The organism is Thiohalocapsa marina (genome assembly GCF_008632335.1).
Lineage (GTDB): Bacteria > Pseudomonadota > Gammaproteobacteria > Chromatiales > Chromatiaceae > Thiohalocapsa > Thiohalocapsa marina.
Genome location: NZ_VWXX01000052.1, coordinates 1 through 15,916 on the forward strand (window position 1 = coordinate 1; position 15,916 = coordinate 15,916).

At 63.0% G+C, this 15,916-nt stretch carries 15 protein-coding genes; 3 read left to right on the forward strand and 12 right to left on the reverse strand.

Features of this window, described 5'->3' with window-relative positions; translation table 11 throughout:
* Positions 1–233: 233 nt before the first annotated feature.
* From F2Q65_RS18285 to benA, 7 genes are read right to left on the reverse strand one after another with little or no spacing between them, the layout of a single operon-like run.
* Complete coding sequence (locus tag F2Q65_RS18285; protein WP_150094844.1) at positions 234–665, reverse strand: GlcG/HbpS family heme-binding protein; 432 nt, start codon at positions 663–665, stop codon at positions 234–236.
* On the reverse strand, positions 665–1,615 hold the full coding sequence (locus tag F2Q65_RS18290) for a catechol 2,3-dioxygenase (RefSeq protein WP_150094845.1): 951 nt from the start codon (positions 1,613–1,615) through the stop codon (positions 665–667). The genes F2Q65_RS18285 and F2Q65_RS18290 overlap by 1 nt, the downstream gene beginning before the upstream one ends.
* Positions 1,616–1,663: 48 nt before the next feature.
* Positions 1,664–2,104 (reverse strand): 2Fe-2S iron-sulfur cluster-binding protein, encoded by a 441-nt coding sequence (locus F2Q65_RS20260; protein ID WP_342782271.1) that lies wholly within the window; start codon positions 2,102–2,104, stop codon positions 1,664–1,666.
* Positions 2,091–2,876: a 1,6-dihydroxycyclohexa-2,4-diene-1-carboxylate dehydrogenase gene (locus tag F2Q65_RS18300; protein WP_150094846.1), complete on the reverse strand. Its 786-nt coding sequence runs from the start codon at positions 2,874–2,876 to the stop codon at positions 2,091–2,093. Before F2Q65_RS18300 ends, F2Q65_RS20260 begins: the two co-directional genes overlap by 14 nt.
* On the reverse strand, positions 2,873–3,889 hold the full coding sequence (gene benC, locus F2Q65_RS18305; protein ID WP_150094847.1) for a benzoate 1,2-dioxygenase electron transfer component BenC: 1,017 nt from the start codon (positions 3,887–3,889) through the stop codon (positions 2,873–2,875). Before benC ends, F2Q65_RS18300 begins: the two co-directional genes overlap by 4 nt.
* Before the next feature lie 13 nt (positions 3,890–3,902).
* A complete protein-coding gene (gene benB, locus F2Q65_RS18310) occupies positions 3,903–4,391 on the reverse strand; it encodes a benzoate 1,2-dioxygenase small subunit (RefSeq protein WP_150094848.1) in 489 nt (162 codons plus the stop codon).
* Entirely contained in the window at positions 4,388–5,758 is a 1,371-nt protein-coding gene (gene benA, locus F2Q65_RS18315) for a benzoate 1,2-dioxygenase large subunit (protein ID WP_150094849.1), read from the reverse strand. Before benA ends, benB begins: the two co-directional genes overlap by 4 nt.
* A gap of 627 nt (positions 5,759–6,385) precedes the next feature.
* Here benA and F2Q65_RS18320 point away from each other — a divergent pair.
* A complete protein-coding gene (locus F2Q65_RS18320; RefSeq protein WP_150094850.1) occupies positions 6,386–8,182 on the forward strand; it encodes a sigma-54-dependent Fis family transcriptional regulator in 1,797 nt (598 codons plus the stop codon).
* 19 nt (positions 8,183–8,201) lie between these two features.
* Here F2Q65_RS18320 and F2Q65_RS18325 read toward each other — a convergent pair whose 3' ends face one another.
* Entirely contained in the window at positions 8,202–8,507 is a 306-nt protein-coding gene (locus F2Q65_RS18325; RefSeq protein WP_150094851.1) for a hypothetical protein, read from the reverse strand.
* A 15-nt stretch (positions 8,508–8,522) separates the two neighbouring features.
* Positions 8,523–8,738, reverse strand: a complete 216-nt coding sequence (locus F2Q65_RS18330) for a cysteine-rich CWC family protein (protein WP_150094852.1) — start codon at positions 8,736–8,738, stop codon at positions 8,523–8,525.
* Positions 8,739–8,999: 261 nt separating this feature from the next.
* On the opposite strand from F2Q65_RS18330, the gene F2Q65_RS18335 reads away from it, so the two are divergent.
* Positions 9,000–9,371 (forward strand): DUF2237 family protein, encoded by a 372-nt coding sequence (locus tag F2Q65_RS18335; protein WP_150094853.1) that lies wholly within the window; start codon positions 9,000–9,002, stop codon positions 9,369–9,371.
* Positions 9,372–9,413: 42 nt separating this feature from the next.
* Here F2Q65_RS18335 and ppdK read toward each other — a convergent pair whose 3' ends face one another.
* Positions 9,414–12,185 (reverse strand): pyruvate, phosphate dikinase, encoded by a 2,772-nt coding sequence (gene ppdK / locus F2Q65_RS18340; protein ID WP_150094854.1) that lies wholly within the window; start codon positions 12,183–12,185, stop codon positions 9,414–9,416.
* A gap of 500 nt (positions 12,186–12,685) precedes the next feature.
* Entirely contained in the window at positions 12,686–14,479 is a 1,794-nt protein-coding gene (gene recJ / locus F2Q65_RS18345) for a single-stranded-DNA-specific exonuclease RecJ (protein ID WP_150094855.1), read from the reverse strand.
* Positions 14,480–14,704: 225 nt separating this feature from the next.
* Here recJ and F2Q65_RS18350 point away from each other — a divergent pair, with 225 nt between their 5' ends.
* Complete coding sequence (locus tag F2Q65_RS18350; RefSeq protein ID WP_211354097.1) at positions 14,705–15,583, forward strand: alpha/beta hydrolase; 879 nt, start codon at positions 14,705–14,707, stop codon at positions 15,581–15,583.
* On the opposite strand, the gene F2Q65_RS20265 is transcribed toward F2Q65_RS18350, so the two are convergent.
* On the reverse strand, positions 15,544–15,675 hold the full coding sequence (locus F2Q65_RS20265; protein WP_281291068.1) for a hypothetical protein: 132 nt from the start codon (positions 15,673–15,675) through the stop codon (positions 15,544–15,546). The two genes, F2Q65_RS18350 and F2Q65_RS20265, sit on opposite strands and share 40 nt — an antisense overlap.
* Positions 15,676–15,916: the final 241 nt, after the last annotated feature.

The window sequence follows — 15,916 nt, forward strand, 5'->3', positions numbered from 1 at the left end:
CAACGAACGTGATCGGCTGTTCTTTGCTACGCTCTGTCATTGGTCTGCTCCGCTACCTCGGTTGACGATGCTTCAAGATCATCGCTCATTGTGCCCGCTCTGGGCGCGTTGGAGGAGCGGGGCGGACCATTCCATTACCCTACCGGCTACCGGCTACCGGCCGACGCGATGATCAAGGCCCGCCGCTAAAAATGGCGGGGCCTCCTGCCCCGCACGGGGAATGCTGACTAAGCTCAGCCGACCAGATCGATGGCAGCGAGGCCAGCACGTGCGCAGTCTTCGTCTTCTTCTTCTGTCCCGCCGGAGACACCGATCCCCCCAATCAGTCGGCCTTCATGCCATAACGGCAATCCACCGCCGAAGCAGACCATACGTGGCCGCAAGGGAATGCCTCTTCGAACCGCTTCCGAGTGTTGGCTCAGCGCATCGGACCACTCACCTGTGGGCAGGCCGAAGCCCGCTGCTGTGTAAGCCTTGTCGATTGCGATATCGATCGAGTGAAGAAAGGCCCCTGGCATTCGCAGAAAGGCTGCAAGATTGCCACCGACGTCGACCACCGCGACGTTGACCTTGATGCCCGCCTCTTCTGCCCAGCTTGCTGCACCCTGCACAGCGGTCGTCGCAGCCTCCCAGTGGACGACATCCTGACTTGTGGATATCTTCATCAGGTAAACACCGACAAAAAGGCGTCGTTCAGCTGCCGGTCGTGGTAAAAGATCGCCGGCCCCAGGGTTTCGTCGTACCAGGTGATCACCGGCTTGTCCGGATAGAAGATGTAACCGCCACCGAAGACTTCGTTCCGGTTTCCGGATGGGTCAAAGAAGTAGATGGTTTCCCCACGGGTAATGCCGTGGCGCGTTGGCCCCATGTCGATCTTTACCCGCTTTCGCGACAGGATGTCGCCGGCCCGCAGGACCTTTTCCCAGGAACCGAGCTCGAACGAGGCATGATGCAGCTTGCCCTTCACCGGTTGGCGAATGAAGGCAACATCATGCGCCTTGTTCGAACAGGTCAGGAAGGTTCCGATCATGAAATCCGGATTGTCTTTGGTGACAACCCGCTCCGAGATACTGAAACCCAGTACTTCCGTGAACAGCTTGACCGTTCCGTCCAGGTCATCGCCATAGAGCAGCGCGTGATCAAATCGGGACGGCGCGATGCCCTTCAGACCCTCCGGCCAGGGATCTGGGTTGATGTTTGGCCCGTCGGTTCCACAGCCATTGCCCAGGATCACTTTTTCCGCATACAGCTCCATGACATGACCTGTCGGAATGGTGAACCGGAACCGCTCGCCCGTACCCGGATGCTCACCACTCGGAATCCATTGAAGGTCTTCGCAAAGGCCGGAGTCCTCGATGTCCGCAGCCATCTTTTTCAGGGTGGCGTTTGAATCAACCTTCCAGCCGAAATAATCCATGCCGGCCTCGTCGGCCTCGCGCAGCACGACACTGTGATGATCATGCTCGTCCCAGGCTTTCAGAAAAACGCGCTTGCCGTCATCATCACGCGCCGTCTCGATGAGTCCGAGCACATCGACATAGTGGTTCAGTGCGGGCCCCATCTCCAATACGCGCAACGCGATATGTCCTGGTCTCAAAACACCGGTAAGTGCCATTTCAATCTCCTCTTCAATGTGTTCTGTCGCTCACTGACCTGCAGTCGGTCACTCTTTTGTCTGCCCGTTGCCGTCCATTTCCCACTTGCGACCAACAACCTCAAGGCTGATGTCCGCAAGGGGATATGTCCGGCATGCGAGCACGTAATGGGATCGCTCTTCGTCCGCGCTTATCACGCCTCGGCTCATCTTTCGCGTCGTATAGCTGCCCGAAAGGATGCGAATGCGGCAGGCACCGCAGCCCCCGTTACAACAGCCAACCGGGATGCTGCGACACTGTGAACGGCGCATCGCTGTCAAGAGATCTTCGCCGTTGAAACAGTCAAAGACTTCGTCGGTGTCGGCGATCTGAGCGATGTAACGCTCCGTTGTGCCTGCACCGAGTTGGTCAAGGCCCAGTACCCTCGGGCCATTGCCGATGGCTTTTGTTTGCCCGCATGGACATGGAGCACCCGTCACTTTGCTACCTCCCGGTTCAGCCGAGGTCACCGCCGCCCACAGGCAGGACCGACCCTGTGATGTAGGACGATTCGTCCGACGCGAAGAACAGGATCGGTGCGACCTGCTCCTCGATGGTGCCGTAGCGATGCATTAGACTGCTGTCGATCGTCTGATCCACGATGCCCTGGTACCAGGCCTTCTCCTGGTCTGAGGACTCTGCGGTCTTTCGCGGGATCATGCGGGGTGGGGCCTCGGTGCCCCCCGGCGCCGTTGCATTGATCCGGATCCCGTTCTTCGCCTGCTCCATGGCGATGGATGCAGTGAGTGCATTCACGCCGCCCTTGGCTGATGCATAGGGAACGCGATAGATGCTGCGCGTTGCGATGGAAGAGACGTTGACGATGGTGCCCTTCTGGCACTCGACCATCGCCGGTAACACAGCACGACAACACCACAGGGTCGGGAACAGGGAACGCCGGATCTCCTTCTCGATCTCGTCGATGCCGTACTGGTCGAACGGCTTGGTCCAGATGGTCCCGCCGACATTGTTGATGAGCACATCAATCCGTCCGAATCGGTCCATCGCCTCACGCGCCATCGACTCAGCGCCTTCGTAGCGCTCGAGGTCCGCCTCGAACGCCAGCGCCTCGCCTCCGGACGCGGTGATCTGTTCCACCACGTCATGGACCAGAGGAGACTGATCGACTCCCAATACGGTGCCACCCTCAGCCGCGATCGCCTCGGCAACGCCACGACCGATACCCTGGGCGGCACCAGTGACGATAACCACCTTGCCGTCGAACCGCGCAGGCCTGCTCATGCGTCACCCGTCTGGTTGGTTGAGGTGAATTTCTCGAACAGGAAATTACGCGGTTCGATATCACGCTCTTTGAACCAAACACGAACGGCCTCCACCATTGCCGGCGGACCACACAGATAGACGTCGACCTCGCCGCCGTTGATGTGGGCATCCTGCAGGTGATCGGTCACATAGCCCGTCTTCGGATGGTTGCTCTCCTTGTCGACGACCACAGTGAAGTAGTCGAACTCCGAGATATCCCGCTTCAAGGCCTCCAGGGTGTCGAGTTCTACCAGGTCTTCCTCGGTATTGACGCCATACACGAGCAGGATCGGCTGGTCGGTCCGGTTCTCCCTGATCCATTGGAGCATCGACAGGAACGGCGCCAGCCCGGTCCCACCGGCCAGCATCACGATCGGCCGGATGGTGGGGCGCAGATAGAATGTGCCGTAGGGGCCCTCAAAGCTCAGACGTTCGCCGACCTGGGCCCGATGACGCATGTACTCGCTCATCAAGCCCTTGGGAACATCCCGGATCAGAAACGAGAGTTCCGTCTGTCCGGGCGGAGAGCTGAACGAGTACGAGCGTGTCTGATCGGACCCGGGCACCTTTATGTTGACGTACTGCCCGGGCAGGAACTGGATTAGCTGTTCCGTTTCGAGCGAGAAAACGACAGTGCTCGAGGAATCCCGGGAGATCGACTTCAGGCAACCTTCATGCGCTTCCGCCTGCGTCTTGCAGGCGTGGGACGATGCAGGCACCTGAATGACACAGTCAGACGTTGGTTTTGTCTGACAAGTCAGCATGAAGCCTTTCTCCGCCTCCTCTTCGGTCAGGGCGTCCTCGATGTAGAACCCCTGTTCGTAACTGCCGCTTTCGCAGTGGCATTTGCAAGTGCCACATGCGCCATCCCGGCAATCGAGCGGTATGTTGATCTTGGCGCGGTAAGCCGCGTCGGAGATCAACTCATTCTCGCCACAGGAGATGACGCGTGTGACCCCGTCCTCGAATTGCAACGCAACTTTGTAGGACATTTGGCTAGATCCGTCAGACCTGATACACATCAAGCACGTGATGGATGTAGTCGTTCTTCAGCAGAACGTACTTCTTCTTGATCAGGGGCCGATCACCACTGGTATCGATCAAGTATCGCGAGACTCCGAAATACACATCGGTCTGATGGTAGCGATAGGTATGCGTGGTCCAGTTGAAACAGACTTCGATCGACTGTTCGCCCTGCTCCAGGATCTCGACGTTCGTGATCGAACGGTTGTAACGGGTATCCGGGATGGTGGCACTTGAACGGTCCGTCTCGATGCGGAAGACCCTGTCTTCCAGTCCCTGACGGTTTGCGTAATAGATCAGCGAGACCTCCGTTTTCGGATCGCTGGTCGGCTTGTCGTCATCATCCCAGGATGGCATGTGGTACTCGACGTCTGCTGCGTAGAATTGCAGCCAGTCGTCCCACCGTCTTTCGGCCTGGGCGCGTGCCTCCTGAAACAGAAACTGCTGAACGGCTTCGTAGGTCAACATCATTTACCTCCCATCTCCTTCTCGGCTTCCAGCGCCTTTTGCATACGTTCCAACCAGGCCTCGTGCTGGATCACGTACAGGCCCTCGTCTTCAGTCCTCGGACAACTCAATTCCGGCTTCAGACCAATAAGGTCTGCGGTTTCGTCCGGTCCCTTGATCCAGTGGGTCGCACCCCGATTCATCTCGTTCCACTGCACCGCGCGGGCGGCAAACCCTTCCTGACAGGCGCGGAACTCCTCCAGGTCGTCGGGCGTGGCCATGCCCGTTGCGTTGAAAAAGTCCTCGTACTGCCGCAACCGCCGCGCGCGCGCTTCGGGGGACTCGCCCACCGGCGCCATGCAGTAGATCGTGACCTCGGTCTTGTTCACCGAGATCGGCCGGTACACACGGATCTGGGAACTGAACTGGTCCATCAGATAGACGTTCGGGTACAGGCAGAGATTGCGCGAACGCGTCACCATCCAGTCCGCCATTTCCTTGCCGAACTTCTCTGCCCACTCCTCGCGGTTGCTCCAGTTGGGACGATCCTCGGGGTTGTCCCAGTTGGTCCACAGCAGCATGTGGCCATTCTTGAAACCGTAAGACCCGCCGCCCTTCTTTGCCCAGGCGCCCGCGTCCATGGCCTTGATGGTGTCATTACCGCCTGAGCGGCGGTGATGGATGGTGGCCGCGTAGTTCCAATGGGTGGCGGTCACGTGGTAGCCGTCGGCACCATTCTCTGCCTGCACCTTCCAGTTGCCGTCGAAGTAATAGGTGGAGGCACCGCGCAATACCTCGACACCTTCTGGCGCCTGATCCACGATCATGTCGATGATCTTGGTGGTTTCACCGAGGTACTCCGTCAGGGGCACCACGTCCGGGTTGATGCTGCCGAACAGGAATCCGCGATAGTTGTCGAAAGCGCCAATCTTGACCAGGTTGTGGCTGCCCTTGCAGTTGAAGGTCTCCGGATAACCAGCGTCTTCGGACTGATCCTTTACCTTCAGCAGCTTGCCCTTGTTGTTGAAGGTCCATCCGTGAAACGGGCAAGTGAACGTCGACTTGTTTCCGCGCTTGTGACGGCAGAGCGTGGCACCTCGATGGGTGCAGGTATTCATCAACGCATTCAACTCGCCATCCTTGCTTCGTGTAATCACGACAGGCTGGCGGCCGATGTGCAAGGTGAGGTAATCGTTGACGTTCGGGATCTGACTTTCGTGCGCCAGATAAATCCAGTTGCCCTCGAAGATGTACTTCATTTCCAGCTCGAACAGCTCTTCATCGGTGAAGACACTGCGATCGAGGCGGAACTGCTGGGCCTGCGGATCGTCCTGCAGTGTGGCTGCAAGCTTGGCGGAGTCGTACTTTGAGGGTTGCTGATACTGTCCCATGCGAATCACCTCGGGCTGTGATTGGAGAGTTGAAAACATAGGGGGCTTGCTCCAGGCAATAAGACGCCCCACTGCCGGCGGCATACCGCTGGCGTGTACCACTGATAACAACGTAAGATATGGCTACACCAGAGCTGGCGAGCCGGTCCGGTTAGGGCGGACCCTGTGTGTCGGTGTTTTTCATCGATGATCGCTCCTCTTATCTTGTTAAGCTTCGTCGGTTCTGCGACCGATCTGCGCCTTACCTTGACGTCGAACGGCTCTGTGACCGTTGCCGTAGAGGATAAAGCAAACCGCGTGCCACCTGTCCGAAGAAGAGAAAAATAACGATATTATTAACTAAAAAACAGAGAATTAGGTTTCTTTCAGCCTGGAGCACAGGCTCCAGGCAACGCCTGCCTGATCGATGAAATGCTCTACAGGGTCGGTCCTGACCTCCCCGACGATGAACCAAATGATCACCATTGAGACGAACGGTTACAGGAGAGATACAGGATGCAACCGCCGAGGAAGCCCGGAGGCGGGCCTCGGCGATCCCTTCCCCCCGGGTTTTACCGACCGTAGAATCGGATGAACAGGCCTGCAACGACAGGACAACAGAACGACCAAGCGTGGAGGACGAGGATTATGGGCGGAGACAAGGTGCCTGTGCTGTCGCGGGATCGTGCCGAAATCGATGAGCTCCGTTTCCCGGAACTGACCGACCTGCTGGGGCAGTTGCGGTTCTCCACAGCGGACGGGCGCATCATGCTGGGCGAGCAACGAATGATGCTGTTGCATGCGGCGGCCTTTGGCACGCTTCGACGGGAGATCATTGAACTCTTCGGGGAGGACGTTGCGCGCGGTCTTTTCACACGAATGGGATACCAGGCCGGCATGCTGGATGCTCGGATGGCCCGCGCGATCCGCTCCAGCGCAACCCTTGAAGAGATGTTCGCGGTCGGGCCACAAATGCACTGCCTGGAGGGAATCGGCCTATCCCAGCCGGTTCGGCTCGAGTTCGACATCGAGAAGGGAACACACTACGGCGAGTTCATATGGACACACCCGCTGGAGGACGAAGAACATCTGCGCTTTTTCCCCATCGGCGATCAACCCTCCTGCTGGATGCAGATCGGCTACGCATCCGGCTACTCCAGCGAGTTCATGGGCAAGCCGATCCTCTACCGGGAGGTGGAGTGCATGGCCATGAGCCAACCTGCCTGCCGCATCATCGGCAAGCCCGTAGAGGAATGGGGCGAAGAAGGCGCACGCGACATGGCCTTCCTGATGCCGACGGAACAACGCCGGCATGCACCGGGGATGACGGAACCGGCCGTCGTCTCCGTTGCGCCACCCGAGCAGGAGCCCGCCGACGACGACAGTCCGGTCGGCCTCTCGCCGGGCTTTCAGTCGGTGATGCACATGGTGCGTAAAGCCGCGCCCACCAACGCGACCGTCCTGTTCCTGGGCGAGAGCGGCGTCGGCAAGGAGGTCTTCGCCCAGGCACTGCATCGCATGAGCAGCCGCAGCGATAAGCCATTCGTTGCGGTGAACTGTGCCGCGATCCCGGAGCAGCTGATCGAATCCGAGCTGTTCGGGTGCGTGCGCGGTGCTTATACCGGGGCAACCCAGAACCGCGCCGGCCGATTCGAGCGTGCCGACGGTGGCACGCTGTTTCTCGACGAGATCGGCACCCTGTCGCCGGGGGCGCAAGGCAACCTGTTACGTGCGCTGCAGGAGGGCGAGATCGAGCGGCTCGGCGACACCCAGTCCCGCAGTGTCGACGTGCGCCTGATCGCCGCCACCAATGTCGACTTGCGTGAAGAGGTGCTCGCAGGCCGGTTCCGGGAAGATCTGTTCTTTCGGCTCAATGTCTTTCCGATACGGGTACCGCCACTGCGCGAACGGCGCGATGATGTGCCGTTGCTGGTTGCGCGCTTCCTGCGCAAGTTCAACCGGGTGCACAACCGTCACCTGACCGGATTCACGCAGCGTGCCATCGACGCCATCATGGCGTACGACTGGCCCGGCAATGTCCGTGAGCTGGAAAACGTCATCGAGCGCGGCGTCATTCTGGCCTCCGATAACTCGGCCATCGACGCGGCACAACTCTTTACCAGCGGTGAGAAATTCGACACACCCCAGTATGCCATCGGCCCCGCCGGTCAGTTCGAGCCACGCGATCCGTCGCAACTGCTCGAGGACCAGCTGCCAGACCATGAAGGTGAGCGGGCATTCCGCTGCATCAACAACCTGTTGCGCGGCACGCACGACAGCAAGGACCGGATCTCCTTCGATGAGATCGAGACGGTGCTGCTGAAAAAGGCCCTGGACTGCGCCGATGGTAACGTCGCGGCCGCAGCGCGCCTGCTTGGCATGACCCGCCCGCAGATGGTCTACAGATTGAAGAGTCGCGGCATCCTCGAGCAGAGAAACCGCTAATCAGGCCCTCTTGTGCAATTCATACCAAGTTGGTGTCGGTCAGGTTCTCGACGAAGGGCACATAGCCGTGCGCGCTCGCCCAGGCCTTGGCCTGGTCCTGAAGGATGCGGATGCCCCAGAGGCTGGAGCTGAAGCGGATTGCCGGTGCCCGGGCTGGTGCCTGGACGGGCACTTGGACAGGCACCTGGACGGTTGCCTGAACAGGCGCCAGGGCCGATGCAGGGACCGGCACCTCGGCCGGCGACACGACCGCCACCCCGAACAGCGTCAACATGCCGCCGGTCAAAAGGGCCAGAACGCAGACGCAGACAGCGATCGACTGCACGGTTCTCCGTGCCGCTCAGGTGGTGTTGGTTTCCTGCTCCTGCGCGAGCTCACGCAGACAGGCGGGACAGAGACAGTCCTCGTACTCGTGCTGCAGATGCTTCAGCACCGGCAGCGAGACCTTGACTGCAACACAGTCGCAATTGCGCAGATCGTCCACCTTGCACTCGAACGCGGCGCCACAACGCGGACAGCGCTTGGTGCCCTGTAACAGGGGTTCATTCCAGGTCATCACTGCATCCTCTCTGTCTGGGCATCGCGTGCCACGGCTGTAGACATGGCTGCCCTTGGATCGATGCGGAAAGTATAGCGCCTCAAAGGCGGGCGGACATTACCGATCCGCTTGCCGTGCGGCACCAATACCCCATTGCTGGCGCCCGGCCTTTAATGCCACAGAAGCGCCGCAACATTTGCCGCGAGGGCAGTAAGCCTTGTGCAATTCATGCATTGACACCGTCATCGTCACCCTAATCACCAAGTGACCGGAGTAGCCATGTCCACCGCAAGAAACGTGCTTGGAGAACCGCTTGAGACCTGCTCTCTGTCGCCGCGGACCGGCTTCATGCGCAACGGCGCCTGCGAGACCGGCCCGGAGGATCTGGGCTCGCATACCGTCTGCGCGCGAGTGACGGCAGAATTCCTTGAGTTCTCGCGATCGCGCGGCAACGACCTGATCACGCCGAACCCTGACTTCGACTTTCCGGGGCTCAAGCCCGGCGACGGCTGGTGCCTGTGCGCGGCACGCTGGCAGGAGGCATTCGAGGCCGGTTGCGCGCCCCGCGTACTGCTGCGCGCCACCCACGCGCGTGCGCTTGAGGTCTGCAATCTTGACGACCTCAAGCGACACGCGGTGGATCTGTCCTGACCGGCGGAGCCGGCCCCCTTTCAGCGCCCGGTCAGAGACAGCTCAGCCGCGGCGCTTCAGCGCCGCATGAGCGGCAGCCAGCCTTGCCACGGGCACGCGCGGACCTGAGCAGCTCACATAGTCCAGACCGGCCCCGTCGCAGAAGTCGATCGACGCCGGGTGTCCGCCGTGCTCGCCACAGATGCCGACGTGCAGGTCGGGACGCATTGCCCTGCCCCACTCCACGGCCAGCTGCATCAGCTTGCCCACGCCCTTCACGTCCAGCACCTCGAACGGGTTGTCCTGCAGGATGTGCGACTGGTTGTACAGCGGCAGGAACTTGTTCTCGGCATCCTCGCGGGAGAACGAGAACGTGGCCTGGGTCAGATCATTGGTGCCGAAGGAGAAGAACTCCGCCTCCTCGGCCAGCGACTCCGCGCGCATGCAGGCGCGGACCACTTCCACCATGGTGCCGAACTTGTAGTTCACCGGGTGGCCGTACTGCGCCTGCACCTGGGCATGGATGTCGTCCACGTAGGTCTTGACGCGCTTGAGTTCCTCCACGGTGCAGACCTGCGGCACCTTGATCTGCGGCTGCACCTCGATGCCGGCCTTGGCACACTCGGCCGCGGCCTCGAGGATGGCGCGGATCTGCATCTGGTAGATCTCCGGGAAGGAGATGCCGAGGCGCACCCCGCGATGACCGAGCATCGGGTTGGTCTCGTGCAGGGCACGCACCTTCTTCAGCATGGCCTCCTTCTTCACGATGGCCTCTTCCACCAGGATGGCGTCAACCTGCCGACGCAGCACGTCCAGATCGCGACGGGTCTCGTCGGGGGTATGCAGCAGCCCCATGGCCCCCGCCAGCGCGGTCATGCCGCGGGTGGACCGGGCCAGTGCCTGCAGATCGCCGATGTCCTGCTCCAGCTGGTGCTCGTCGGGCAGGAACTCGTGGATCGGCGGATCCAGCAGCCGGATGGTCACCGGATGCGGCGCCATCACCTCGAACAGCTCGCGGAAGTCCTTGCGTTGCAGTGGCAGCAGCGCGTCCAGGGCCGCCTGGCGCTGCTCCGGTGTCTCGGCGACGATCATCTCGATCACCACCGGCAGCCGGTCGACGGCGTTGAACATGCGCTCGGTGCGCGCCAGCCCGATGCCGACGGCGCCGTACTTGCGCGCGCTGCGGGCATCATCCGGCGTGTCGGCATTGGCCAGCACCTTCAGCCGCGCGATCTCGTCCGCCCAGGCCAGCAGGGTCGACAGCTCCGGCGTGAAATCCGGCTCGACCGTGGGGATGGCCCCCAGATAGACGCGGCCGGAGGTGCCGTCGATGGTGATGGTGTCGCCTTCCTTGAAGCTGGTGTCGCCCACCAGCGCCTCGCGCCGGCTCACGTCGACGCTGATGCCCTCGGCACCGGCGACGCAGGGCTTGCCCATGCCGCGGGCCACCACGGCCGCGTGGGAGGTCTTGCCGCCGCGGGAGGTGAGGATGCCCTGGGAGGCGAAGAAGCCGTGGATGTCCTCGGGCTTGGTCTCCTCGCGCACCAGGATCACCTTTTGCCCCAGGTCCCGGCCGAGTTGCTCGGCACGGTCGGCGTCGAACACCGCCACGCCGGAGGCCGCCCCCGGCGACGCCGGCAGGCCCTGGGCCACCGCCTCGGCCTTGGCACCCGGGTCCAGTCGGGGGAACAGCATCTGCTCCAGGCTCATGGGGTCGATGCGCAGCAGCGCGCGCTCCTTGCTGATCAGGCCTTCCTTCTCCATCTCCACCGAGGTGCGCACCATGGCCTGGGCGTTCATCTTGCCGTTGCGGGTCTGCAGGCAGTAGAGCACGCCGCGCTCGATGGTGAACTCGAAGTCCTGCACCTCGCAGTAGTGCGCCTCGAGCTTGCTGCGCAGTTCGGCCAGTTCCTCGGCCATCTGCGGCATCTCCACCTTGAGCCGGTCCAGGGGCTTCGGCGTGCGGATGCCGGCGACCACGTCCTCGCCCTGGGCGTTGATCAGGTACTCGCCGAACAGCTTGTTCTCGCCGTCGCCGGGGTTGCGGGTAAAGCCGACACCGGTGGCGGAGTCGTCGCCGCGATTGCCGAACACCATGGTCACCACGTTCACCGCGGTGCCGTTGGCCATGTCCGGCGTGATGTTGAACTGGCGCCGATAGTCCACCGCCCGCTTGCCCATCCAGCTGTTGAACACCGCCTTGACGGCGATCTCGAGCTGGGTCATCGGGTCTTCGGGGAAGGGCTTGCCGGTGTATTCCTCAACCACCTTCAGGAAGCGAGTGCTGATCTCCTTCAGGTCCGCAGCGGACAGGTCCACGTCCTGCTTGACCTCGGCCGCATGCTTGACCGCCTCGAACTCCTTGTCGAACAGCTCGTCGGGCACGCCCAGAGCGACCTTGCCGAACAGCTGGATGAAGCGCCGATAGGCGTCGTATCCGAAGCGTGCGTCACCGGTGGCGCGGATCTCGCCCTGCAGGGTCTCGGTGTTGAGGCCCAGGTTGAGGATGGTGTCCATCATGCCCGGCATGGACATGGCCGAGCCGGAGCGCACCGATACCAGCAGCGGCCTTTCCGGGTCGCCGAAGCCCTTGCCGGTCTTCTGCTCCAGTGCCGCCATCTGCTCGCGCACCTGCTCCATGACACCGTCCGGCAGGCTGCGGTCGGCGGTATCCAGATAGGCCAGGCAGGCCTCGGTGGAGATGACGAATCCGGGCGGCACATTGAGGCCGATCTGGGTCATCTCGCACAGGTTGGCGCCCTTGCCGCCCAGCAGTTTCTTGTCCTTGCCGTCGCCTTCTTCGAAGGCAAACAGCCACTTAGTCGAATCGTTCATGATGTCGGGCTCCTCGCTCGTTTATACCTGTTGCAAACGCGGTTTCGGTTTTCGCGGGTTGGGTATCGGCGGTCTGGGGACGCCGTGAATACATCCCTGTAGGCTTCACGACAGCCTCCCTGCTGTCGAGACCCCAGAGCGCCGACACCCAACCCGCTCAAGCTGTCACCGAAAACTGATGATCGTTGGCTATATCTCGCGCCTATTTCACCCGAGTCGAGGGTGACTTGGAAGGGGCGAAGACGGGGCGTCTCCCGTCGATCGCGGGCCGATGACGGATTCTACGGGGACAGAGTAGTGGCAGGCAGCGAAGCCGACCCCTTCGGTCATCCTTGTATTCATGTCAGTTCTCCCCGCTTGCATGCGACCCCAATGATTGTGGCCGGCGGGCAGGCAGCCCCGGCAGGGGCGGCAGGTCCCATGAAAATCTGCCGGTTATTTGATCCCGGACAAAGAGCCCCGCACGCAGCTCAAACCGCGCCTGGGGCAGAGGCGCGGGGTCAGTCGTCCGATGGCGGCTGCAGGTGTTCGATCACCAACTGCGGCAAACGCAGGCCGCGATAGTCGTTGACGTCCAGTCGATAGGCCAGATGCATCCGCTTGTCCACGACGCCCCGCCGCGCGGCCAGGTTGAAGCCGATGGCATCCAGCGGCTGGCCGTCCGCCGCGCAGACCCGCAGCTTGAGATGACGCTCCGCGGCCACGCGCACATCGGAGACCTCGAACACGCCGTCGAACAGCGGCTCGCTGTAGCCCTTGCCCCAGGGGCCGGCCACGCGCAGGGCCTCGGCGGTGCGCAGGGTCTGCAACGCACCCGGCAGCAGCCCATCGGAGCGCAGTTCGCGCTCGGCCGGGGCCTCGCCCAGTTCCTGCCGCACCTGTTCCGCGAAGGCCGCGCGAAAGGCATCCAGCGCCTCGGGCCGCAGGCTAAGCCCCGCGGCCATGGCATGGCCGCCGAAGCGCCGGATGAGACCGGGATGTCGCTTGTCTACGGCGTCGATGCAATCGCGCATGTGCAGCCCGTCAACCGAACGGGCCGAGCCCCGCAAGTCGCCGTCGCCGGCCCGGGCGAAGATGATCACCGGCCGATGCCAGTGTTCGCGCAGGCGCGCCGCGACGATGCCGATCACGCCCTGGTGCCAGTCCTCGCCGTACAGGCAGAGTCCGGCGGGCAAGGGGTCGCGCGCGGCGGCCAGGGCCTCGACGATGGACTCCGCCTGCTCGCGCATGGCCGCCTCGATCTCCCGCCGCTCGCCGTTCAGCGCGTGCAGTTGCCGCGCCAGCAGCATGGAGCGGACCGGATCGTCGCTGATCAGACACTCCACCCCCAGGCCCATGTCGTCCAGCCGGCCGGCAGCATTCAGCCTTGGGCCGGCGGCAAAACCGAGATCCCGGGCGGTGACCTGCTCCACGCGGCGGCCGGCGATCTCGAGCAGGGCCCGCAGCCCCGGCCGGCAACGGCCGGCACGGATGCGGCGCAAGCCCTGCTCCACCAGGATGCGGTTGTTGCCGTCCAGGGTCACCACGTCCGCCACGGTGCCCAGGGCCACCAGGTCCAGCAGTTCCGCCAGGTTCGGCTCCGCCCGCCCATTGCCGAAGCGTCCGCGCCGCCGCAGCACGGAGCGGGTGGCGACCAGCAGGTAGAACATCACGCCGACGCCGGCCAGATGCTTGCTGGGGAACGGGCAGCCGGGCTGGTTGGGATTGACGATGGCCGCCGCGGCGGGCAGTTCCGCCCCGGGAAGATGGTGATCCGTGATCAGCACCGGCACGCCCAGGGCCCGCGCCCGCTCCACCCCCGCCAGGCTGGCGATGCCGTTGTCCACCGTCAGCAGCAGGTCCGGCCTGGCGGCGGAGGCCGCATCCACCACGGCGGGACTCAGGCCGTAGCCGTGCTCGAACCGGCTGGGTGTCAGGTGTGTGACCGTCGTCGCCCCCAGGGCCCGCAGACCCAGGATGGCGACGGCGCTGCCGGTGGCGCCGTCGGCATCGAAGTCGCCCACCACCGTGATGCGGCCCGCCGCGTCGATGATGTCGGCCAGCAACTCGGCAGCGGCATCCAGCCCCAGCATGGCCGAGGTCGGTAGCAGGTCCGCCAGCGCGGTTGTCGGTGGTCCGGATTCACCGCGCAGCCTGTGCAACCTGTGCAACAGCGCATCCAGGCTCTGCACCGGGTTCGCCGCCGCCTGCGCCCGCCGAATGCGCACCGGCACCTCGCAGGCGGAAGGCGGAGGTCGTGATCGGCGCTGGCCCGTGCTTTGGCCGGTGCTCTGATTGGTACGTTGGCTGGTCATGGCGCAAGCCTACCATGACCATCCGGATGCGATCGGACATCGGCAACGCGTACATCCGGGTGCCGTGGAAATGTTTGCGTACGACCCACATTCATTGAGATTGTAGCGTCACCCCACAGCCTCACGGAGCCTGCCCTGAGCGACACGCCTGCCAGTCCCAAGCCTGATTGCCCCAAGCCTGTTTGCCCGAAACCAGGCAACCCCTTTCGCCGGCCGCAGATCCTGTTGCTGATTCTGCTGGTCCTGCTGCTGACGCTGGTGGCGGGTGGCTGCAGTGGCCTGCTGCACTCGGAGGCTGGCGAGTCGCCGGGGCCGATGTTGCCGGACGGGGTGGTCATGACGGCGGGAACCTTGCCGTCGTCCACCGGCTGCCTCATCGACTACCGCCTGTTTCACGCCGCATCGGCTAGCCGCCGATCGCGGGCGTCCGAGCCGGACGAACTGGTCATCCTGGCTCACGGTTTCCTGCGGAACCAGGCGCGCATGCACGATCTGGCCAGCGCCATCGCCGCGGCCGGCGCTCCGGTGGTGACCATGGATCTGTGCAACATGCGGCCCTGGGATGGCGGGCACGTGGAGAACGCCCGCGACCTGCAAGCACTGGCTCGATCGCTGTCCGGATCGCGGGCCGACCCCCTGGCGGAAAGGCGCATCGTCTATGCAGGTTTCTCCGCCGGTGGCCTGGCGGCGCTGATGGCCGCCCGCAATGATCCTCGGGCAGTCGGCGTGCTGACCCTGGACCTGGTGGACGCAAACGGGCTCGGTATGGCCGCCGCCGAGGGGCTGAACCGCCCGCTGCTGGGCCTGGCCGGTGAGCCGACCAACTGCAACGCCTGGGACAACGGCCGTGCCGTGTTTGCCGCCAGCCGCAACGCCCGTCTCCATCGGGTTCCGGGCGCCGGCCACTGCGACTTCGAGTCACCGACCGATCTGCTGTGCGAGATCGTCTGCCAGCAGCCCGAGGCAGACGAGACCGGTGATCTGACAGCGTCCATTATCGCCAGCGCCACCCAGGCGGTGCTGGCCCTGCTCGACGGCGACCCGACCGCCTGGACGCTACCCGATCAGTCGTCGGCGTCGCGCCTGTCGGCCTTGCTACGGTAGGGCAGGCGCACAGCCCCATAGCACAGGGCCGGCACCGCGATGGCCAGCACCAGCACAGCCACCGCCGTGGCAATCAATGCCGTCTCGCTCATCGACACTTAGGGAGACGCTGATTTATTGGCCTCCTGGCCAAAAATCAGCACGCGATTCGAAAACGCGGTTTCCGAATCGCTTCATTTTCAGCGGCTTGCGCCGCTAAAAATGGCGGGGCCTCCTGCCCTGCACGGGAAATGCCGAATAAATCAGCATTTCCTTAGGAACGCGCCCAAAACAAGGTGAACACTGTAGGGCGGATAAGCGAAGCGCATCCGCCGTTGTGGCCTGTGGCGGATG

Bases quoted from the DNA above. Each gene is read 5' to 3' on its own strand.
- F2Q65_RS18300 (WP_150094846.1), bottom strand. From the start codon at position 2,876: ATGAGCAGGCCTGCGCGGTTCGACGGCAAGGTGGTTATCGTCACTGGT.
- F2Q65_RS18285 (WP_150094844.1), bottom strand. From the start codon at position 665: ATGAAGATATCCACAAGTCAGGATGTCGTCCACTGGGAGGCTGCGACG.
- F2Q65_RS18330 (WP_150094852.1), bottom strand. From the start codon at position 8,738: ATGACCTGGAATGAACCCCTGTTACAGGGCACCAAGCGCTGTCCGCGT.
- benA (WP_150094849.1), bottom strand. From the start codon at position 5,758: ATGGGACAGTATCAGCAACCCTCAAAGTACGACTCCGCCAAGCTTGCA.
- F2Q65_RS20265 (WP_281291068.1), bottom strand. From the start codon at position 15,675: ATGAGCGAGACGGCATTGATTGCCACGGCGGTGGCTGTGCTGGTGCTG.
- F2Q65_RS18290 (WP_150094845.1), bottom strand. From the start codon at position 1,615: ATGGCACTTACCGGTGTTTTGAGACCAGGACATATCGCGTTGCGCGTA.
- benC (WP_150094847.1), bottom strand. From the start codon at position 3,889: ATGTCCTACAAAGTTGCGTTGCAATTCGAGGACGGGGTCACACGCGTC.
- F2Q65_RS18335 (WP_150094853.1), top strand. From the start codon at position 9,000: ATGTCCACCGCAAGAAACGTGCTTGGAGAACCGCTTGAGACCTGCTCT.
- benB (WP_150094848.1), bottom strand. From the start codon at position 4,391: ATGATGTTGACCTACGAAGCCGTTCAGCAGTTTCTGTTTCAGGAGGCA.
- recJ (WP_150094855.1), bottom strand. From the start codon at position 14,479: ATGACCAGCCAACGTACCAATCAGAGCACCGGCCAAAGCACGGGCCAG.
- F2Q65_RS18320 (WP_150094850.1), top strand. From the start codon at position 6,386: ATGGGCGGAGACAAGGTGCCTGTGCTGTCGCGGGATCGTGCCGAAATC.
- ppdK (WP_150094854.1), bottom strand. From the start codon at position 12,185: ATGAACGATTCGACTAAGTGGCTGTTTGCCTTCGAAGAAGGCGACGGC.